Annotated in this window: 8 protein-coding genes and 1 pseudogene; 2 read left to right on the top strand and 7 right to left on the bottom strand. The window is 75.0% G+C overall.

Features of this window, described 5'->3' with window-relative positions:
- A pseudogene (locus tag AB0B63_RS13375) lies at positions 1-204 on the bottom strand (hypothetical protein); the annotation flags it as partial.
- A gap of 54 nt (positions 205-258) precedes the next feature.
- Here AB0B63_RS13375 and AB0B63_RS13380 point away from each other — a divergent pair.
- Positions 259-774: an NUDIX domain-containing protein gene (locus tag AB0B63_RS13380; RefSeq protein WP_208566375.1), complete on the top strand. Its 516-nt coding sequence runs from the start codon at positions 259-261 to the stop codon at positions 772-774.
- Between the two features lie 40 nt (positions 775-814).
- Positions 815-2,197 (top strand): hypothetical protein, encoded by a 1,383-nt coding sequence (locus AB0B63_RS13385; RefSeq protein WP_357017897.1) that lies wholly within the window; start codon positions 815-817, stop codon positions 2,195-2,197.
- 170 nt (positions 2,198-2,367) lie between these two features.
- Here the strand turns inward: AB0B63_RS13385 and AB0B63_RS13390 are convergent, their stop codons facing one another.
- Genes AB0B63_RS13390 through AB0B63_RS13415 form a run of 6 tightly spaced genes read right to left on the bottom strand, consistent with a single transcriptional unit; the run spans position 2,368 to position 21,296 of the window.
- Complete coding sequence (locus AB0B63_RS13390) at positions 2,368-7,884, bottom strand: amino acid adenylation domain-containing protein (RefSeq protein ID WP_357017900.1); 5,517 nt, start codon at positions 7,882-7,884, stop codon at positions 2,368-2,370.
- A complete protein-coding gene (locus AB0B63_RS13395; RefSeq protein ID WP_357017903.1) occupies positions 7,881-11,057 on the bottom strand; it encodes an amino acid adenylation domain-containing protein in 3,177 nt (1,058 codons plus the stop codon). The genes AB0B63_RS13390 and AB0B63_RS13395 overlap by 4 nt, the downstream gene beginning before the upstream one ends.
- Positions 11,054-11,242, bottom strand: coding sequence for an MbtH family protein (locus AB0B63_RS13400; RefSeq protein WP_208566379.1), 189 nt, complete (start codon positions 11,240-11,242; stop codon positions 11,054-11,056). Before AB0B63_RS13400 ends, AB0B63_RS13395 begins: the two co-directional genes overlap by 4 nt.
- Complete coding sequence (locus tag AB0B63_RS13405; RefSeq protein ID WP_357017907.1) at positions 11,242-12,195, bottom strand: TauD/TfdA family dioxygenase; 954 nt, start codon at positions 12,193-12,195, stop codon at positions 11,242-11,244. The genes AB0B63_RS13400 and AB0B63_RS13405 overlap by 1 nt, the downstream gene beginning before the upstream one ends.
- 24 nt (positions 12,196-12,219) lie before the next feature.
- Entirely contained in the window at positions 12,220-17,697 is a 5,478-nt protein-coding gene (locus tag AB0B63_RS13410; protein WP_357017910.1) for an SDR family NAD(P)-dependent oxidoreductase, read from the bottom strand.
- A 56-nt stretch (positions 17,698-17,753) separates the two neighbouring features.
- Positions 17,754-21,296, bottom strand: a complete 3,543-nt coding sequence (locus AB0B63_RS13415) for an amino acid adenylation domain-containing protein (protein WP_357017913.1) — start codon at positions 21,294-21,296, stop codon at positions 17,754-17,756.
- Positions 21,297-21,301 lie beyond the last annotated feature (5 nt).

The raw sequence follows: 21,301 nt of genomic DNA on the forward strand, positions 1-21,301 counted from the left end.
CGCCGGCCGGGCCGGGCCGGCAGCGGCGGCGGCCGCAGCGAGGTCGCGCAGCAGCGCGGTGGCCAGGCCGGTGCCCGCGCCGACCTCGACCAGCCGGCTGGGTGGTCCGCCGTGATAGGCGAGGATGGTGGCGGCGAGGGCGGCCGGGTAGCCCGGCCGGATCTCGTCGTAGTCGCCCGCCACCTCACCGAAGAGCTCCGCCATGATCGCCATCGTCGCACCGCCGCCGCCCCGACGGTGCCCCGTCGAGGGAGGCCCATGACCGAACTGCCCCGGGACCTGCCGGTCATCGAACGCACCGCCGTCCGGCTGGTGGTCCGCGACCTCGACGGCCTGATCCTGCTGTTCCACACCCGCGACCCGGAACACCCCCGGCTGGGCACCTGGTGGGAGCTGCCCGGCGGGGGCGTCGACCCCGGCGAGACGTACCCCGAGACCGCCCTGCGCGAACTGCGGGAGGAGACCGGGTTCGTCGTCGCCGCCGCGCAGCTCGGCCCGCCCACCTGGCGGCGGCGGGCCAGTTTCATCCACCGCCGGTTGCGCCACGTCCAGGACGAGGTGGTGCTGACGGTACGCCTCGACGCCGCCGCCCCGGACATCGACGGCGCCGACCGGCTCGACTACGAGGTGGAGGACTACTTCGGGTTCCGCTGGTGGCCGCCCGACGAGATCGTCACCAGCACCGCCCGGTTCTATCCGGGCCGGCTGCCCGAGCTGCTCACCGGTTTCCTCGCCGGCGAGCAGATCGACGAACCGTTCGAACTGTGGTCCTGACCGGGGTGCCGCGGGCGCGAACGGTGGGCACAGTGGGGGCATGACGACGATCCCGTACACCCCACTGGCCCGGTACGCCGCCCGGCTGCACGCCGAACTCGGCGACCGGCACCACGTCGCCTCCCCGCTCGGTGCCTGGCTGCTGCTGGCGCTCGCCGCGCCGGCCGCCACCGGCGCGGTCCGGGCCGAGCTGGCCGAGGTGTTGGGCGTCGACGGGGAGGCCGCCGCGGCGACGGCCGCCGCCCTGTTGGACCGCCCGCACCCGCTGGTGCCGTCGGCCACCGCGCTCTGGCACCGCCCCGGCGCGGACACCGGGAAGCTCGCCGGCTGGACCGACGGACTGCCCCGGGCCACCGCCAGCGGGCCGCTGCCCGACCAGGCGGGCCTGGACGCCTGGGCCCGCGAGCACACCCTGGGGCTGATCGACCGGTTCCCGCTGACCGTCTCCCCCCGGGTGCTGCTGGCGCTGGCCGGCGCCCTCGCCACCCGGATCTCCTGGGCCACCCCGTTCGACCTGGTGCCCGGCGCGATGCTCGGCCCGGGCGCGGCGGACCTGCCCGGCGACGAACGCCGACCGGGCACGGTACCCCGCCCCGACCAGGCGCACGGGCGGGCCGGGCCGGGGGGCGACGCCGGCCCCGGGCACCGGCCGGCCGGGCCGGCGGGGTCCGCCGACCGGGGTGCCCCGGACAGCGGGTGGGCCGGGCGGCTGGCCCGGGCGCTGCGCAGCCCGGAACACGGGCACCGGGTCTGGATCGCGGCGACCGGACCGGCCGGTGACGTCGCCGTGCACGCCGCCGGCGCGGTGGAACGCGACGGGGGCGGGCTGCTGGTGCTCTCGGTGCTCGCCGACCCGGCGGTCCCCCCGGCCGACGTGCTCGCCGCCGGCTACGCGCTGGCCGGCGCGGCGGTGGACGGGGAACCGGGCCGGCGGTCGCTGTTCGACCTGCCGCTGGGAGTGGGACCGCTCGGGACGCTGCGCGAGGAATCGGTGCGCACCGCCGCCAGAGGCGGCCGGGAGGAACGCCACCGGGCGGTGCTGCCCTGCTGGTCGGCGCACGATGAACACGACCTGACCGCCCCCGGGTTGGGGTTCGCGGCGGTGGGGCGGGCGCTGGGTGGGCTGCTCGGCATAGACGTGGGCGTCGAGGCCCGACAGGCGACGGTGGCCCACTACGGCCGGTACGGCTTCGAGGCCGCCGCCGTGACCGGGGCGTTCGCCCTGACCAGCCTCCCGCCGGAGGGGGTCCGGCGGACCGCCGAGCTGCGGTTCGGGCACCCGTACGCGGTGCTGGCGGTGGCCACCGACCACCGGGACGGGGAACCCGGGCCGTGGCACGGGCTGCCGGTCTTCTCCGCCTGGGTGGCCGAGCCCCGGGAACCGTCTGACACCGACCTCGTCGACCCGGTCGAGTCCTGGTGACCGGCGTCGACCGGCTCTGACCGGCGTCGGCGCTGCCGAGATCCGGCGGCGGCGACCAGGCCCGACCGCGACGTTCGTCCCCGAGGCGGCACCGTCCCCGGGGACCCGCCGCGGTCGGGGGTCCCGCGCTCGCGCGGGCACGACGGGTGTCGCCGTGCCCGCGCGGGTGTTCAGCCGGCCACCGACGCCGGTTCCGGGCGGGTCTTCGCCCGCTCGGCGAGCCGCCGCTGCCGCTCCTGCGCCCCGATCAGGTCGTCGGGAAGCGAGTCGGGCACCTCGATGTCGAAGCGGCGCAGCATCCGGATCGCGAACCCACCGAGCGTGATCAGCACCAGGGCCAACCCGAAGCAGACGTACGCGAAGCCGATGCCCCGACCCGGACCGGTCCCGATCACCGCGCCCACCGAACCGGCGAGCGTGCCGCCGTCGGCGAGCATCGGCTCGAACAGGGCCGTCGCGCCCGGGGCGAGCAGCGCGAAACCGATCGGCAGGGTCGACCAGGAGATCGTCTGGTTCAGGCTGAACACCCGGCCGTGGAACCGCTGCGGCACCTTGACCTGCACGATCGTGGCGTAGATCGACTGGGCGGTGGTCATCGCCATGGCCAGCCAGAACGCCCCGAAGGCGATCATGACGACGGAGGCGTCGAGGCCGATCAGCAGGCACCCGACGGCGGTGCCCAGGTTGCCGATCAGCACCCCGATCATGCGCCGCTGCCGGGGCCCACCCCACAGCGACATCAGCACCCCGCCGGCCACCGCGCCGATCGCCTCGGCCAGCGCCACCTGCGCCACCTGGGTGGCGGTGCCGAACGACAGCACCAGCGGGGTGGTGAGCACCAGCGCCGGGGCGAGGAAGACGTTGCCCAGCGCGAAGTAGCCGAGCATCAGCCGGAAACCCTTGTGCCGCCACGAGTAGCGCAGACCGTTGGCGATCGCCACCAGCAGCCGTTCCCGGGGCCGCCAGCCGAGCAGGTCGGGGAAGCGGACCACGGCCAGCGTCAGCACCGCCACCAGGTAGCTCGCCACGTCGATCAGCAGGATGCCCTTGAGGCCGATCGCGGCGAGCAGGCCGGCCGCGAAGACCGGCATCAGCAGCATCGCGAAACCGCTGGAGAGCTGGGTGATGCCCATCGCGTGCCCCAGGTAGCGCTTCGGCACCAGCTGCGGCACCGCCGACTGGAAGGCGATCCGTTGGAACGACCCGGCCACCTGACTCAACGCCACCAGCCCGTAGATGTGCCACAGGGCGAGGTTGTCGGTCCAGAGCAGGGCGGCCAGCACCAGCTGGATGGTGCCGGAGACGCAGCTGGCGATCATCATGATCCGTCGCCGGCTGATCCGGTCGGTGAGCGCGCCGGCCACCGGCAGCATCAGCACCCCGCAGATCAGCGCCAACGCCCACAACAGACCCAGGTCGGCCACCGAGCCGGTCCGGGTGAACAACCAGATCGGCAGGGCGAACGCGGTCAACGCCGAACCGGTGGTGGAGACCAGCTGCCCGGCGGTGACCGCGACGAACCGGGCCATGCTGGGCTTCACCACCGCCGGGGCGGGCCCGTCGGCGTCGCCGACACGCTGGTGGTCGGCGACCACCCAGCCGGCGTCCTCACCCCGGGCCGCCGGGCCGAGCGCCGTCACGTCGCCGGCCCGTACCGCCGGGTGCACCTGGGTGACGATCTCGGCCAGCTCGTCGGCCCGGTACTTGAGGAAGAAGTGCCCGGCCTGGTCGAGCACCACCAGACCGAGGGTGTCGCTGAGGAACTGCCACTCCGCGTACCGCTCGGCGTGGTAGTCGGTCACCGGGTCCTCGGAGCCGACCACCGAGACGATCGGCGCACGCAGCTTCTCCGCGCCCCGGTCGAGCAGCCCGGTGAAGTACTCCTCCGACGCGCGGGAGTCGGCCCGCATGTTGCTGATGATCCGGTCGGCCTGCTCCGGCTCCAGCTCGTCGGTGTCCACCCCCATGCTCTTGAGCCAGCTCGCGTAGTGCCGGTTGCTGCTGAGCTGCTCCAGCCGGTTGCGCAACGCCGCGAAGGCGCCCTTCGGCCGGGCGAACGGGAACATCGCCCCGATGTAGACGACCTCCAGCTCCCGCCCGGCGGCCTCCACCTTGCGGGCCACCTCGGCGACGATGGCGCTGCCCACCCCGCAGTGACCGTAGAGGGCCAACGGACCGTCGATCCGCTCCACGATCTCGGCGGCCACCCGGCTGGTCAGCTCGTCGAACGGCAGGGCGTCCTCGGTCAACCCGACGTCGTGGCCGGGGATGGCCAGCGACCACAGGGCGTGCCCGGCGGGCAACGCGTCGGCCAGCGGCTGGTAGACGATGGCGCTGCCGCCGCCGTACGGGACGCAGACGTAGCTGAGCACCCGCCTACCGGCCGGGATCGGCTTGGTCAGCTCGTAGAGCAGCCGACGCGGGCCGGCCGCCGCGGCGTCACCGGTCATGAACGCGGCCAGTTCCCGGATGGTGCGCTGCTGGAACAGGTCCATCACGCCGACCGCCCGGCCGCCGTGCTCGGCCCGGCGGATCTTCGCCACCACCTGGGTGGCGAGCATCGAGTGCCCGCCCAGGTCGAAGAAGTCGTCGTCGATGCCGAGCGTCGGCACGCCCAGCACCTCCGACCAGATCCCGGCGAGCAGCCGCTCGGTGTCGTCGCGCGGCTCGACCAGGGCCACCGACGCCTCGCGGGTGACCACCGGCGCGGGCAACGCCTTGCGGTCGAGCTTGCCGTTCGGGGTCAGCGGCAACGCGTCCAGGGTGACGAACGCGGCCGGCACCATGTACTCCGGCAGCGTCTCCTTCAGCGCCGACTTCAGCGCGGCGTGCTCGGCCCCGCCCACCAGGTAGGCGGTGAGCCGCTTGTCGCCCGGGCTGTCCTCGCGGACGATCACCGCCGCCTCGGCCACCCCGGCCTGCTCGCGCAGGGCGCTCTCGATCTCGCCCAGCTCGATGCGCAGACCGCGCAGCTTGACCTGGTGGTCGATGCGGCCCAGGAACTCGATCACGCCGGCCGGTTCGGCCCCGGTCGTCGGCCCCGCCGGGTCGGGCACCCAGCGGGCCAGGTCACCGGTGCGGTACAGCCGGGCGCCCGGCTCACCGGAGAACGGGTCCGGCACGAAACGTTCGGCGGTCAGCGCCGGCCGCAGGTGGTAGCCCCGGGCCAGCCCCACCCCGCCGATGTGCAGCTCACCGGCCACCCCGACCGGGCACTCCCGACCGGCCGGGTCGAGCACGTGCAGCCGCAGGTTGGCGATGGGCCCACCGATCGGCACACCGGTCAACCCGGCCAGCAGCGCCGGGTCGCAGTGCCAGGCGCTGACGTCGATCGCCGCCTCGGTCGGGCCGTACAGGTTGTGCAGTGCGCAGTGCGGCAACCGGGCGGTGAAGTCGACCGCCGAGGCCAGCGGCAGCTCCTCACCGGAGCAGATCACCCGCCGCAGCGCGGTGGCCGCCTCCACCCCCTCCTCGGCCAGGAACACCGTCAGCATCGACGGGACGAAGTGGGCGGTGGTGACCCGCTCGGCCACCAGCACGTCACGCAGGTAACCGGCGTCCTTGTGACCGCCGGGCTTGGCCAGCACCAGCCGGGCACCGGTCCGCAGCGGCCAGAAGAACTCCCACACCGACACGTCGAAGCTGGCCGGGGTCTTCTGCAACACCGCGTCGTCGGCGTCGAGCCGGTAGGTCTTCTGCATCCAGTCGAGCCGGTTGACGATGCCCCGGTGGGTGTTCGGCACCCCCTTCGGGCGACCCGTCGACCCCGACGTGTAGATCACGTACGCCAGGTGTTCCGGGCCGGCCAGCGGGGCCGGGTCGGTCTGCGGCTGGTCGGCCCAGAGGGTCGGGTCGTCCAGGGCCAGCACCGTCGCGTCGACGGTGGGCAGCACGTCGCGCAGCTGCTCCTGCACCAGCACCACCGGCGCGGCGGCGTCGGTCAGCATGAAGGCCAACCGGTCAGCCGGATACTCCGGGTCCAGCGGCAGGTACGCCCCACCGGCCTTGAGCACCCCGAGCAGGCCGGCGACCAGCTCCACGGAGCGTTCCGCGCAGACCCCGACCAGGGTCTCCGGGCCGACGCCGGCCGCCCGCAGCCGGTGCGCCACCCGGTTCGCCGCGGCGTTGAGCTGCGCGTACGTCGTCGAGACACCCTCGATGGTGACGGCCACCGCGTCCGGGGTCGCCGCCGCTGCCGCCTCGATCGGGCCGTGCAGCGTCTCGGCGGCCGGGAAGTCGGCGGTGGTGTCGTTCCAGGACGCCAGCAACGCCCGCTCGTCGGCGGGGAGCAGGTCCAACGCCGAGACCGGCACGTCCGGGGTGGCCGCCACCGCGCGCAACAGGGCGCCCCAGCGGTCGGCCATCCGGTCCACGGTGGCCCGGTCGAACAGGTCGGTGTTGAAGACCAGCTTGCCCCAGAGCCCGTTGACGGTCTCCACGGCGTGCAGCTCGAAGTCGAACCGGGTGGCCCGCAGCTCCATCGGGGTCCAGTCGAACGTCACGTCGGTGGCGTCGGAGACCTCGGTGAACCGGCCCATCTCGTAGTTCTGCAACACGAACATGGCCTGGAACACCGGTGACCGGCTGACGTCGCGGGGCAGGCCCAGCTCGTGGACCACCCGCGCGAACGGCACCTCGGCGTGCTCGAAACCGTCGAGCACGCTGCGCCGGGTGCGTTCCAGCAGCTCGGAGAAGGTCGGGTCACCGCCCAACTCGGCCCGCAACGGCAGCATGTTGATGAACATGCCGACGAGGTCCTCCAGCTCCGGGGCGGACCGGCCGGCCACCGACGCGCCGACCGCGAAGTCCTCCTGGCCGGCGTGCCGGGCCAGGAAGACCTGGTAGGCGGCGAGCAGCGTCATGAACAGGGTGCCGCCGGCCGCCCGGGTGAGGGTGGTCAGCCGCTCGGTCTCCGCCGGGGTCAGCCGGAACTCGACGAAGTCGCCCCGGTAGGTCTGGGTGGCCGGGCGGGGCCGGTCCAGCGGCAGCTCCAGCGGGGTGATCCCGGCCAGCCGGGACTTCCACCAGTCCAGGTGCGACCGGGCCGCCGGGCCGGCCAGCTCCTGCGCCTCCCAGACGGCGAAGTCGCCGTACTGCACCGGCAGGGTGGGCAGCTCACCGCCCCGGTAGGCGGTGATCAGGTCGCGCAGCAGCACGTCGACCGACCAGCCGTCACCGACGATGTGGTGCTTGCTGAGGAACAGCACGTGGTCGTCGGCGGCCAGCCGGATCAGCAGCGCCCGCAGCAGCGGCCCGGCCGCCAGGTCGAACGGCGCGAGCGAGGCCGCCTCCACCAGCTCCCGCGCGGCCCGCTCGTCGGGGGCGTCGACCACCGTCAACGGCACCTCGACGGTGTCGGCGACCACCACGGTCGGCTTGCCGTCGGCGTCGGCGGGGAACCGGCTGCGCAGCGACTCGTGCCGGGCGGTCAGCGCGGCGAGGGCGGCGCGCAGCGCCGTGACGTCGAGCGGGCCACGCACCCGCAACGGCACCGCGATGTGGTACGCCGCCTCGCCGGGGGCGAGCTGGTCCATGAACCAGACCCGCTCCTGGGCGTACGACAGCGGCACCTCGACACCCTCGGGGCGCGGCGTGACGCGGGCGGCGGGGGTGGCCTGCCGTCGGCGTAACCGTTGGGCGATCAGTGCCGCCCGGGCGGCGTCCCGGGAATCCTTCAGGTCCGTCATGCGGAAGTGTCCTTATCCGCCGCCAACAGCGCGGCGACCTCGGTCTCGGAAAGGTCGTCCAGTTCGGCGGCGATCTGCGCCTCGATCTGGGCGGCCAGGTCGGCCACCACGGGGCTGCCGAACAGCGCCCGCATCGGCAGGTCGACGTCCACCTCGGCCCGGATCCGGGCCATCGCCCGCATGCCGCGCAGCGAGTTGCCGCCGAGGGCGAAGAAGTCGTCGAGCGCGCCGACCTTCTCCACCTGGAGGATGTCGGCGTACACCTCGGCGACCAGGGTCTCGGCGTCGGTGCGCGGCGGCACGTAGCCGTCGCCGGCCACGGACTCCGGCGGGGCGGGCAGCGCGGCCCGGTCCAGCTTGCCGTTCGGGGTCAACGGCAACGCGTCGAGCCGGACGAACGCGGCCGGCACCAGGTGCGCCGGCAACTCCCGGGCCAGCTCGGCGGCGAGGTGCGCCTCCTCGGCGGTGCCGACGTGGTAACCGACCAGGGTCGGCTCCCCCGAGTCGGTGCGCACGGCCACCGCCGCCTCCCGGACCTCCGGGTGCTCCCGCATCGCCGCCTCGATCTCGCCCAGCTCGATGCGCATCCCGCGCACCTTGACCTGGTCGTCGCGGCGACCCAGGTAGTCGAGGGTGCCGTCGGCCCGCCACCGGGCCAGGTCACCGGTGCGGTACATCCGCTGCCCCGGCGGGCCGTACGGGCAGGGCAGGAACCGCTCGGCGGTCAGGCCGGGCCGGCCCAGGTAGCCCCGGGCGAGCTGGTCACCGGCGACGTACAGCTCACCGACCACCCCCGGCGGGACCGGCTGCCCCGCGGCGTCGAGCAGGTACACCCGGCTGGTGGCGGTGGGCCGGCCGATCGACACCGGGCCGGCGGGCACCGGCTGCCCGGGGGCGAGCCGGGCGGCGACACAGCCGACGGTCGCCTCGGTGGGGCCGTACTCGTTGACCACCGCCACGTCCGGGTGCGTGGCCCGCCAGTCGGCGAGCTGCTCACCGGTGAGCGCCTCACCGCCGATCACCAGGTCGGTGGTGGGCGACAGGGCCTCCTCCAGCAGCGGCAGGTGGCTCGGGGTGACCTTGAGGAACGTCGGCCGCCCACCCGTCCGGGCCGCCGGGGAGTCGATCCCGGCCAGCCGGACGGTGCCCCCGGCGGTGAGCGGGCCGAGCAGCCCCGTCACCGTCAGGTCGAACGAGACCGGCGAGTGCAGCAGCGCGGTGCCGGACAGCCCCGGGTAGGTGTCCCGGGCCCAGGCCAGGTAGGCCGTGATCGCCCGGTGCTCCACCACCACACCCTTGGGCCGGCCGGTCGAACCGGAGGTGTAGAGCACGTAACCGGGGTGCTCCGGGCGCAAGGGCGCGACCCGGTCGGTGTCGGTGAGGTCGGTGTCGGTGAGGTCGGCCTCGCCCCGGGCCGGGTCGGCACCGGCCACACCGGCGTCGACGGGGGTCGGGTCGACGTCGAGCACCCCGTCGAGCAGCAGCGCGTCCGCCGGCACCAGGGGGGCGGTCTCCGCCACGGCCAGCACCAGCGCGGGTGCGGCGTCGGTGAGCAGGTAACCGATCCGGCCCGCCGGGTAACCGGTGTCCACCGGCACGTACGCGCCCCCGGCCTTGAGTACGGCGAGGATCGCCACCAGCAACTGCGGGCCGCGCGGCAGGGCCAGCGCCACCCGGGTCTCCGGGCCGACGCCCCGGCCCACCAGCACCCGGGCCAGCCGGTTCGCGGCGGCGTTGAGCCGGGCGTAGGTGAGGCTGACGTCGTCGCAGACCAGCGCGGTGGCGTCCGGGGTGGCCGCCACCTGCCGCTGCACCTCGTCGACCACGGTGGACGACGCACCGGCAAGCCCGGTCCCCGCCCAGTCGCCGAGCACCAGGTCGCGTTCCGCGTCGGCGAGCAGCGGCAGCGCGGACACCGGCTGCTGCGGGTCGGTGACCGCCGCGTCGAGCAGCCGGACGTAACGGGCCACGACCGTCTCGGCGGTGGACCGGTCGAACAGGTCGGTGCGGTAGACCAGCCGGCTCTCCCCGGTGGTGATGTCGAAGGCCAGGTCATCCTTGGTGGTGCCCAGCTGCACCAGGTCCAGCCCGGAACCGGGGATGAAGTTCAGCGCGGTCTGGAAGACCGGCTGCACCGACGGGTCCCGCTCCGGGGCGACCGCCTCGACGATCCGCTGGAACGGGGTCTGCCCGTGGTCGAGGGCGTCGACCATCGCGTCGCGGACCCGCCCCAGCAGGTCGACGAAGGACGGGTCACCGCCCACGTCGCAGCGCAACGCCACCGGGTTGACGAACATGCCGATCAGCGAGGTCAACTCGGCGGTGTCGCGGCCCGCGGTGGAGACCCCGACCACCACGTCGGTGTCGCCGGAGATCCGCGACAGCAGCGCCGCGAAACCCGCCAGCAGCACCATGTACGGGGTGGCCGCCGATCCGCCGGCCAGCCGGCCGACCCGGTCGAGCAGCCCGTCGGGCAGGTCGAAACGCACCTCGTCCCCGGCGAAGCCGAGCTGTGCCGGGCGGGGCCGGTCCAGCGGCAGGCCGGTGACCGCCGGTGCCCCGGCCAGGTGACCGGTCCAGAAGGCGAGCTGCCGCGCCAGTTCCGCGCCGGTGAGCTGGTCGCGCTGCCAGGCCGCGAAGTCGGCGTACTGGATGGGCAGCTCCGGCACGGCGGCCGGCGCACCGGTCGACGCGGCCTGCGCGAACGCGGCGATCTCGGCGTCGAACAGCACCGCCGAGTGGCTGTCGAAGACCGCGTGGTGCACCACCAGCAGCAGCGTCCACGCCTCACCGAGACGCACCAACCGGGCCCGCCACAGCGGCGGCGCGTCCAGCGGGATCGGCGTGCGGGCCAGCTCGACGCAGAGCGCCGCGTAGCGTTGCGCGCGTTCCTGCTCGGGCAGTTCCCGCAGGTCGTCGGTGGGCAGCCGGGTCGGCTGGTGCTCCCGGACCACCTGCACCAGGTTGCCGTCGTCGACCCGCAGGTAGGTCCGCAGCGCCTCGTGCCGGGCGACGACCTGGTCGAACACGCCGGTCACCGCGTCGACGTCCAGCCCCGCCGGGAACCGGCACGGCATCGAGACGTTGTAGACCGGCGACGCCGGGTCGAGCTGGTTGGCGATCCAGACCCGCTCCTGGGCGAACGAGGCGGGGAAGGTCCACTCGCGGGTCATGCCGTCTGCTCCCGTACCGAACGCGGACGCATGTCGGTCCAGACCTCGTCGACGTGAGCCAGGCATTCCTCGCGGCTGCCGGCGAAGCCCGCGTCGTGCCACCCGGCGGGCAGGTCGCGGTCGGCCGCCCAGATCGAGTACTGCTCCTCGTCGTTGCGCACGACCAGGAATCGGGTGTCGGCCATCAGTTCGCTCCAGCGGTGTCGGGGGTGTGCGGTTCGGCCATCGCGACGGCGATCTTGCGGGGGCCGGTGAACGGCTCCCGCCCGTGCGCGGCGGTCATGTTGTCGACCACCAGCACGTCGTCGCGCTGGTAGTCGAAGCGGACGCTGGCCGCCCGGTACGCGGCCCGCAGGTGGTCCAGCACGTCGGCGGGGATCTCGCCGCCGTCGCCGTAGTAGGTGTTCGCCGGCAGCCCCTCGGGGCCGAACATCGCCAGCAGCCCCTCCTGGTAGTCCTTCGGCAGGGTGCTCAGGTGGAAGAAGGTGGCGTGGTTGAACCAGCGCGGGGTGTCAGAGCCGGGCCGGTGGTGCACCACGTCGCGTACCGCCCGGGTCCGTAGCCCGTCCTTGCCCACCCACTCCAGCTCGATCCGGTTCGCCGCCGCGTACGCCTGCACCTGCGCCCGGTCGTCGGTGCCGAAGACGTCCTGCCAGCGGGTGCCGAAGTCGGCGTGGAAGTTACGCACCAGCAGCCAGCGCCGACTGACGAACTCCTCGCGTACCGCCGGGTCGATCTCGGCGTACACCCGGCGCACGTCGGCCAGCGGGGTCGCGCCGAGGGTCTGCGGCGCGGTCAGGCAGTAGAAGAACAGCGTCAGCGGCCAACGCGCCTGGTAGGAGTTCTCGTTGTGCAGGAAGATCTCCTCGTCCGGCGGGTAGTCGGTCGAGGTGTAGACCTTCCCCTTGATGGCGTGCCGGGGCGAGGACCGCTCGGTGTAGGTCAGCGGCTCGCCGGAGAACGCCCGCACCACCGCGTCGAAGCCGTCCACCCCGCCCACGTCGAAGCCGCGGAACAGCAGCCCGCCGTGCGCGACGAGGTCGGCGCGCAGCTCGGCCCGGCGTCGGCCGATCAGCTCGGTCAGGGGTGTGCCGTCGTTCTCGACGACCACCGGCAGCGTGGCGATCGTGTCGCTCATGGCGTGGTCTCCTGTTTCTCGACGTCAGGCGCGGGGTAGCCGCGGGATGGCGGGGATGGTGGCCGGCGCGGCCGGTTCGTCGGCGGCGGCGGCCCGCAGCTGGGCGATGCGCTCGGCCAGGCCGGCCACGGTGGGGGTCTCGAAGAGGCTGCGCATCGGCAGCCGGACCCCGGTCGCCTTGCGCATCGCGGCGATCAGCTGCACCGCGACCAGCGAGTTGCCGCCGAGGGCGAAGAAGTCGTCGTCCACCCCGACCTCGGCCACCCCCAGCCCGTCCCGCCACACCCCGGCGATGGTGATCTCCAGTTCGGTACGCGGGGCCGCCGAGCCGCCCCCGGTCGCCGCCGGAGCGGTGGCCGACGGCTCCGGGTCCTGCTCCAGGCTGTCCGTGGTGACCCGGGAGGCCCGCCGCCGGATCTCCTCGACCGGGCGGGTGGCGATCACCACCTGCGCGCCGAGACCGGCGGTGAGGCTGCGCCGGAACGCCTCCGCGCCGTCGACCGGGCGGATGTCCTCGGTGAGCGCCCCGGCCGCCGGCTCGACCGGGCCCGCGTCGGCGGTGCCGGTCAACCCGCCGGTGACCGCGCTCTGGTCGACGCGGCGCAGCACGAAGTCGCCGATCGCGACGAGTTCCCGGCCCTCGGTGTCGGTCAGCGACAGGTCGGCGGCGACCACCTCGTCGGTGGCGCTGGCCCGGTGCCGCAGGTGGCTGTGGAACACCGCCGGCAGCGGCCCGCGCACCACGATCCGCCCGTACGACAGCGGCAGGTAGGTGCCGTCGCCCTGGCCCCGGCCGAACGCGGTGGCCACGTCCAGCAGCGCCGGGTGCAGCCCCCACGCCGGCAGGTCGGCCCGGACCGGCTCCGGGGCCTCGATCCGGGCCAGTTCCTCGCCGTCGCCGAGGCGGTGCTCGGTCAGCGAGGCCCAGCGCGGGCCGAAGGTCAGCATGCTGGTACGGCCCCGACCGAACGAGGCGTCGTCGTCGACCCGTCGGCCGTCGACCACCGGCACCCGGGCCGCCGGGGCGGCCTCGACGACCCAGCCCGCCGACCCGCGCACATGGGTGCGGAGCTGGCCGGCGGCGAGGCTGCGGACGGCGAAGTCGACGCCCTCCTCGGCCGGGGTCAGCTCGACCCGGTACTGCGCGACGGTGCCCTCGGGCACCGCGAACGGCTCCAGGAACACCACGTCGCGCAACTCCACCACGGCCTGCGGTGCGGGGGTGGGCACCCCGGCGGCCACCGCCGCCCGCACCGACTCCAGGTGGGCGGTGCCGGGTACCACCGGCACCCCGCCGATGCGGTGCTCGTCGAGCAGCCAGTGGGTGCCGGCGGAGACCAGCCCGTGCAGCACCGTCGACTCCGGACCGGCCACCTTCGTGGTGAGCACCGGGTGGTCCACCGGCGTGGTGACGGTGTCCCGGCCGGCGGCCCGGAACGCGGCCGGCGCGGCGGTCTCCACCGCCATGCCGACCTCCGCCCAGCCACCCCAGTTCTGCGACAGCACGGGGGCCCGGAAACCGACGCCGGAGCGGGCGAACGCGTCGAGGAAGGCGTTCGCCGCGCAGTAGTCGACCTGGCCGAAGCCGCCGATCACCGAGGTGATCGAGGAGCACAGCGCCACGAAGTCCAGCGGCAGGTCACCGAAGACCTCGGCCAGGGCGAGGGTGCCGGTGAGCTTAGGGGCGAGCACGCGTTCGGCCTCGGCCCGCTCCTTCACTTCGGCCATGCCGCCGCCGGGCAGGCCGGCGGCGTGCACGATGCCGTCCAGCCCGCCGAACTCGGCCTCCACGGTGGCCCGGACCCGACGCAGGTCGGCCGGGTCGGTGACGTCGGCGGCGAGCACCCGTACCGTCGCGCCGGCCGCCTCCATCCGGCGGATCGCCGCGATGGCCCGGCCGGCCCGGTCCGCGCCGCCGTGCACCGCCAGGTGGTCGTCCCACCGCTCACGCGGCGGCAGCCCGGAGCGGGCCAGCAGCACCAGCTTCACCCCGGCCCGCCGGGCGAAGTCCTCGGCGAGGGTGACGCCGATGCCACCCAGGCCACCGGTGACCAGGTACCGGCCGCCGTCGCGCAGCGCCCCCGGCTCGCCCTCGGCGGCCACGGTGACCTGCTCGTACCCGGTCACCCAGCGGCGGGTGCCGCGCAACGTCAGCTCCGCCCGCTGCGGGTCCACCGGGCGGCGCAGTTCGGCGGCGAGCGTCTCGACCCCGGCGTCGGCCGGGTCGGCGTCGACCAGGCGTACGGCCAGGCCGGGCAGTTCGGCCGGCAGCACCCGGGCCAGACCGGCGAGGGTGGCGTGCTCGGGCCGGACCAGGTCGGCACCGGTGACGTCGCCGACGCCCGCGGTGACCAGGTCGAGGGTGAGCGGCTGCTCCCCGGCGGTCGCCCCCGCCCCGGCGAGCGCCTGCACCAGGTGCAGGGCGTCGAAGAAGCCACGCTGCTGGGCGTCCCAGGCGGCCGTCGCGTCGAGCCCGGCCGGCGGGCCGTCCAGGGCGAAGGCGTGCACCAACCGGTCCGGCACCCCGCCTGCGGTCAACGCCGCGACCAGCGCGTCGTGGTCCTCGCGGTGGCCGGGGCGCAGCCGGTACCCGTCGTCGGCCGCCGCGAACGCCGCGCCGGGGCGTACCACGACCGGGTCGTCACCGGCGGTCCGCAACGCGGCGACCAGGGCGTCGGCGCGCGGACCGGCGGCGAACACCAGGCAGCGGCCCGCCGGCACGGTCGCCGGGTCGGCGGCGGCCTGCCGCCACACCGGCACCGCGAACCACTGCGGCAGCGCACGCGGACCGGTCTCCGCCGGCACGTCGGCCACCGCCACCACCGGGTCCGGGTCGACCCAGTAACGCCGGCGCTCGAACGGGTACGTCGGCAGCGGCACCCGCCGGGCGGCCGGGTCGGCGTCGAGGCGCACCCCGACCCCGGCGCACCACAGCGCGGCGGCGCTGGTGAGCAGGGCGGCCAGGTCACCGGCCGGCTCACCGGGGCCGGGCAGGCTGCCCAGCGGGGTCAACGCCCGCTGCTGCGGGGAACCCTTGGCGACCTGCATCCGGGCCAGGTTGGCCAGTTGCCGGCCCGGCCCGCACTCCAGCAGCGCCCAGGTGCCCGCCCCGAGCAGGGTCGCCACGCAGTCGCCGAAGCGCACCGGTTGACGCAGGTGCGCCGCCCAGTACGCCGGGTCGGTGGCCTGCTCGGCGGTGATCCAGGTGCCCGTCACATTGGACAGGAACGGGATGGCCGGCGCGCGCAGCGGCACCGTCGCCATCAACGCGGTGAACTCCGCCAGGATGGGGTCCATCATCGGCGAGTGGAACGCGTGCGAGGTGCGCAGCTGCTTGCTCTTGTTCTTGCCGCCGAGGCTGTCGGCGAACGCGGCGACGGCGGTGCTCTCGCCGGCCACCACACAGGTGCCGGGGCCGTTGACGGTGGCGATGGCCAGCCCCTCGGGCAGCCGGGCGGCGACCTGCGCCTCGTCGAGCGAGACGGCCAGCATCGCCCCGGCCGGCATCGACTGCATCAGCCGACCCCTGGCGGCGACCACCCGCAGCGCGTCGGGCAGGCTCAGCACACCGGCGACGGTGGCGGCGACGTACTCGCCGATCGAGTGGCCGATCATCGCCGCCGGGCGGACCCCGGCCCGCTGCCAGAGCAGCGCCAGGGCGTACTCGACGACGAAGAGGGCCGGCTGGGTGTAACGGGTCTCGGTGAGCTTCTCCGCCGCCTGCGGGTCGCGGCCCAGGATCAGCTCCCGCACGTCCAGGCCCAGCTCCGGGTGGAGCAGGGCGGCACACTCGTCGACGGTGGCGGCGAAGGCCGGCTCCTCGGCGTAGAGCTGCGCGCCCATCCCGGCGTACTGGGCACCCTGCCCGGAGAAGAGGAACGCGGTGCGGGGCGCGGCACCGTCGACCACCCCGGACTGGCGGCGGCGCGGGGTACGCAGCGCGGTCACCGCCTCGGGCAGGTCGGTGGCGACCACGGCCACCCGGTGCGGGTACTCCTGCCGGCCCACCCGCAGCGTGTGCGCCACGTCGGCCAGCAGCTCCGGCCCGCCGTCGGTGGTCGCCGCCAGGTGGTCGGCGAGCCGCGCCACGGCGGTGTCCAGGGCCGACGCCGTCTTCGCCGACACGTGCAGCAGCTGCGCCGGCCGGACCCGCCGGTCCGTCCGGTACGCCGCCGGCGCCTCCTCGAGCACCACGTGCGCGTTGGTGCCACCGATGCCGAACGAGCTGACCCCGGCCCGCCGTGGCCCGCCGTCGGTGTCCCACTTGGTCAGGGTGTTCGCCACGTAGAACGGGGTGTCGGCGAAGTCGATGCCCGGGTTGGGCGTCTCGTAGTTGATCGTCGGCGGGATCAGCCCGTGTTCCATCGCCAACACCGTCTTGATCACGCTGACGATGCCGGACGGCTGGCTGAGGTGCCCGATGTTGGACTTGACCGAGCCGATGCCGCACCAGCCCCGCTCGGCGGTGTCCCGGGTGAACACCGCCGACAGCGCGGCCACCTCGATCGGGTCCCCCAGCGCGGTGCCGGTGCCGTGCGCCTCGACGTAGCTGATGGTGCGCGGGTCGATCCCGGCCATCCCGACCGCCTGGGCGATCGCCTCGACCTGCCCGTCGACGCTGGGGGCGGTGAAGCCGACCTTCCCGGCGCCGTCGTTGTTGATGGCGTTGCCCAGCACCACCGCGCGGATCGCGTCGCCGTCGGCGATCGCGTCGGAGAGCCGCTTGAGCAGGGTCACCCCGACGCCGCTGCCCCAGACCGTGCCGTTGGCCCCGGCGTCGAACGGGCGGCACCGGCCGTCGGGCGAGGTGAAACCGTCCATGCCCAGGTAGCCGACGTGCGGCAGCTCCACGTTGACCCCGCCGGCCAACGCCATGTCGCACTCGTGGTTGCGCAGCGCCTCGCAGGCCAGGTGGAAGGCGACCAGCGAGGTGGAGCAGGCGGTGTGCACGGTCAGGCTCGGCCCGCGCAGGTCCAGCCGGTACGACACGTTGGTCGCCACGTAGTTGGGCGAGTTGCCGGTGGCCAGCGAGACCGCCCCGTGCGGGTTGCCGCCGACCCGCTTGTTGCGCAGCACGTACCGGTGCAGGTAGGTGTTGCCGCCGGTGCCGGCGTACACGCCGACCGCCCCGGGGTAGCGGGCCGGGTCGTAGCCGGCGTCCTGCAACGCGGTGTAGCAGCTCTCCAGGAACAGCCGGTGCTGCGGGTCGGTCACCTCCGCCTCGCGGCTGGTCATCCCGAACAGCCCGGCGTCGAAGGTGTCGTACCCGTCGATCAGCGGGGCCCGGTTCACCCAGCCCGGGTCGTCGACCTCGTCGGTGGTCGCGCCCCGGGCGAGCTGCTCGTCGCGGCTCAGCTCGGTGACCGACTCGACGCCGTCGACCAGGTTGCGCCAGAACTCGCCGACGTCGGCGGCACCCGGCAGCCGGGCGGCGAGCCCGACGATGGCGATGGGTTCGATGCCGTCATCGGAGGGCGGCGCGGTGTCGATCTCGTTCTGCATCGGGGTAGTCCTTTGTCGCAAGGTGCCGCCCGCAGGCGGTGGGGAGGAATGCGGCGTCACGGCTGGTGCGGTCGGCGAGGCGGTGGGGTACGACGGGTCCGGCCACGCCGGGCGGCGGCGCGCAGCGCGGCGCGGGCCAGCTCGGGTCGGTCGGCGGCCCCGTCGAGGCTGGCGGCGAGCGCCCGGACGGTGGGGTGCCGGAACAGGTCGAGCATGGTGATCGACCGGCCGGTCGCGGCGGTCAGCCGGGCGTGCACCGCGGCCAGGGCCAGGGAGTGCCCGCCGATGTCGAAGAAGTTGTCGGCGACCCCGACCCGGTCGCGGTCCAGCACCTCCCGCCAGATGCCGGCGATCAGCTCCTCGGTCTCGGTCAGCTCGTCCGGACCGGTCGGCACCGGCGCGACCGGGGCCGCGGTGGCGGCCACCGTCATCGCGCCGAGCGCCGCCACCCGTACGGTGGGCCGGGGCAGCGCCACGGCGACCGTGTCGGCCGGGCTGTGCGGGTCGGCGGCGAGCGCGCCGACCAGGTCGACCAGGTCGGCCAGGAGCGCGTCGATCCGGTCGGCGTCGAACAGGTCCGGGTTGTAGACCACGTCCACCCCGCACCGGCCGTCGCGCTGCACCACGTAGACGGTGACGTCGAACGGGGAGCCGGGCTTGGGCACCGGGACCACCTCGCCGGTCAGGCCGGTCAGCGCCAGCCGGGGCGGGGCGAAGTTGAGCACGTTGAACAGCACCTGCACCAGCGGGGCCCGGGAGGTGTCCCGCCCCACCCCGAGGGTCTCGACGAGCTTCTCCAGCGGTGCGCCCGGGTGGGCGGTCGCCTCGTGCAGCTCGGCGGCGCACCGGTCGACCAGTTCGGCGAAACCCACCCCGCCGGTGCCGCCGACCGTGTCGTCGGGGCCGGTGCGCAGCCGCACCGGGACGGTGTCGATGAAGAAGCCGACCACGTCGTCGAAGGCGGCCAGCCGACGGTCGGCGACGATCGCCCCGACCACGTGGTCGTCGTCGCCGGTGAGCCGGCGCAGCAGCTCGGCGAACCCGGCCAGCAGCACCGCCGCGACGGTGCTGCCGCGCCGCTCGGCCAGCTCGCGTACCGCCCGGTCGGCGGTGGCGGACAGGGTCACCGCCGCCTCCGCCCCGGCGTACGTCTGCACCGCCGGGCGGGGACGGTCGCGGGGCAGGTCCAGCACGGTCGGCACGCCCCGCAGGTGCTCCGTCCACCAGGTGAGGTCGGCGGGGCCCTGCCGGTGGTCCCGCGCGTCGCGCCACACCGCGTAGTCGGCGTACGAGGCGGACAGCGGCGGCAGGGTCGGCGACGCACCGGCGACGGCGTGCGCGTACCCGGTGGCCAGGTCGGCGTAGAGGACCGCCTCGGACCAGCCGTCGAAGACCGCGTGGTGCATGGTCATCGCCAGCACGTGCTCGTCGGGGCCGAGCCGGTAGACGGTCACCTGCCAGGGCGGCCCGGTGGCCAGGTCGAAGGCGTGCGCGGCGCCGGCGGCGAGCATCCCGGCCAGCTCGGTCCCGGCGTCGGCGCGACCGGTCAGGTCGACCACCGGCACCGCCACGTCGGTCGGTTCCTCGCAGACCGCGTAGGGCACCCCGGCGTTCTGCGGGATGCGCCAGCGCAGCACGTCGTGCCGGGTGGCCACGGCCCGCAGCGCCGCCCCGAGCGCCACCGTGTCCAGCGGGCCACGCAACCGGTGCGCGACCGCGATGTTGTAGGGGGCGCTGGAGGGGGCGAGCTGGTCGACGAACCACAGTCGGCGCTGCGGCGGGGACAACGTCGGCGGGTTGCCGGTGGTCAGCCCGTCGGCGTCGGCGGGCGCGGCGGCCCGCAGCCGGGCGGCCAACGCGGCCGGGGTGCGCCCGGCCAGCACGTCCCGGGTGTCGACGTGCCGGCCCAGCTCGGCGCGCAGCGCCGCGACCAGCCGCATCGCGGCGACGGAGTTGCCACCGGCGGCGAGGAAGTCGGTGTCCGGGGCGGGTGCCGCGCCGAGCAGCCGGGTCCAGACCCGCCGCACGATCCGCTCGACCGGGTCGGTCGGCTCGTCGGTCGGCGCGTCGGCGGGGACGACGGTCAGGGCGGCGTCGGCCAGCGCCCGCAGCGCCGGCCGGTCCAGCTTTCCGGTGATGGCGCTGACCGGCAGGTCGTCGCGGCGCAGCAGACGCGCCGGCAGCATCGCGGCGGTCAACCGCCCCCCGGCGTACGCCCGGACGGTGTCGTCGTCGGGCGCGGTGGCCGGGGTGAGGAACGCGACGAGTTCGGTCCCGGCCGGGCCGGGCACCGCCTCCACGGCCACCCGGTCGACGCCGGGCACCCCGGCGAGCACGGCCTCCACCTCGCCCAACTCGATGCGCTGGCCCCGGATCTTGACCTGCCGGTCGGCCCGGCCGAGGTAGACGATCCGCCCGTCCCCGGCCTGCCGGACCAGGTCGCCGGTGCGGTAGAGCCGCTCGCCGGGCAGCCCGGAGAACGGGTCGGGGACGAACCGGTCGGCGGTCAGGCCGGGCCGGTTGAGGTAGCCGTCGGCCAGCCCCGGCCCGCCGATCAGCAACTCACCGGTTTGCCCCGGCGGCACCGCCCGCAGCGCGTCGTCCACCACGTACGCCCGGTGGTTGGGCAGGGGCAGCCCGATCGGCACCGGGTCGGTGTCGGCGGCGGTCAGCTCACCGCTGACCGCCAGCACGGTGGTCTCGGTGGGGCCGTAGCCGTTGAGCAGCAGTCGGCCCGGCGCCCAGCGGGCAGCCAGCTCGGCGGGGACGGCCTCGCCGCCGCAGAGCACCGTCCGCCAGCCGGGCACCCGGGCCGGGTCCAGCATGGACAGCACGGTCGGGGTGATGAAACCCCAGTTCACGTCGTGGGCGACGATGAACCGGGCCAGCCGGTCCGGGTCGGAGCGGTCGTCCACGCCGAGCAGCTGCACGCTGCCGCCGAGCAGCAGCGGGACGAACAGGTCGATGCTGGCCGCGTCGAAGCCGAGCGAGGCGATGCCGAGGCTGCGCACCCCGGCGTCGGCGGCGCTGAGCGCGGCGCAGCCGGTGACGAACTCCACCACGTTGCGGTGGGTGGTCAGCACCCCCTTGGGTCGGCCGGTGGAACCCGAGGTGAACAGCACGTACGCCGGGTCGCCGGCCCGCGCCGGGCAGGGTGCCGACGGGGCCGGGCCGGTGGCGGTGACCACCTCGACGCCGGGGGTGCCGGCGAACTCGACCGCCGCCGCGTCCCCCACCACCAGCGTCACCCCGGCGTCGGCGGCGATCTCCCGCAGCCGCTGCCGGGGGCCACCGGGCTCCAACGGCACGTAGCAGCCCCCGGCGAGCAGCACGCCCAGCACGTCGACCACCAGGTCGGGCCGGCGGTGGGCGCAGATCCCCACCCGGGTCTGCCGGCCCACCCCCCGGGCCCGCAGCGCGGCGGCCAGGCCCGCCGCCCGACCGACCAGCTCCCGGTAGGTGAGCCGGTCGTCCCACTGGCGCACCGCCACCGCGTCCGGGCAGCGGGCCGCCCGTTCGGCGATCAGCTCGGCCAGCGTCCCGTCCGGCCAGGGCAGTGTTTCCCCGGTGACGGCACTGATGGACAGGATGTCGGTCACGTCGC

This window comes from Micromonospora sp. NPDC049081 (genome assembly GCF_040648835.1).
In the GTDB taxonomy this organism is placed as follows: Bacteria; Actinomycetota; Actinomycetes; order Mycobacteriales; family Micromonosporaceae; genus Micromonospora; species Micromonospora antibiotica.

Bases quoted from the DNA above. Each gene is read 5' to 3' on its own strand.
- AB0B63_RS13380 (WP_208566375.1), top strand. From the start codon at position 259: ATGACCGAACTGCCCCGGGACCTGCCGGTCATCGAACGCACCGCCGTC.
- AB0B63_RS13385 (WP_357017897.1), top strand. From the start codon at position 815: ATGACGACGATCCCGTACACCCCACTGGCCCGGTACGCCGCCCGGCTG.
- AB0B63_RS13390 (WP_357017900.1), bottom strand. From the start codon at position 7,884: ATGACGGACCTGAAGGATTCCCGGGACGCCGCCCGGGCGGCACTGATC.
- AB0B63_RS13395 (WP_357017903.1), bottom strand. From the start codon at position 11,057: ATGACCCGCGAGTGGACCTTCCCCGCCTCGTTCGCCCAGGAGCGGGTC.
- AB0B63_RS13400 (WP_208566379.1), bottom strand. From the start codon at position 11,242: ATGGCCGACACCCGATTCCTGGTCGTGCGCAACGACGAGGAGCAGTAC.
- AB0B63_RS13405 (WP_357017907.1), bottom strand. From the start codon at position 12,195: ATGAGCGACACGATCGCCACGCTGCCGGTGGTCGTCGAGAACGACGGC.
- AB0B63_RS13410 (WP_357017910.1), bottom strand. From the start codon at position 17,697: ATGCAGAACGAGATCGACACCGCGCCGCCCTCCGATGACGGCATCGAA.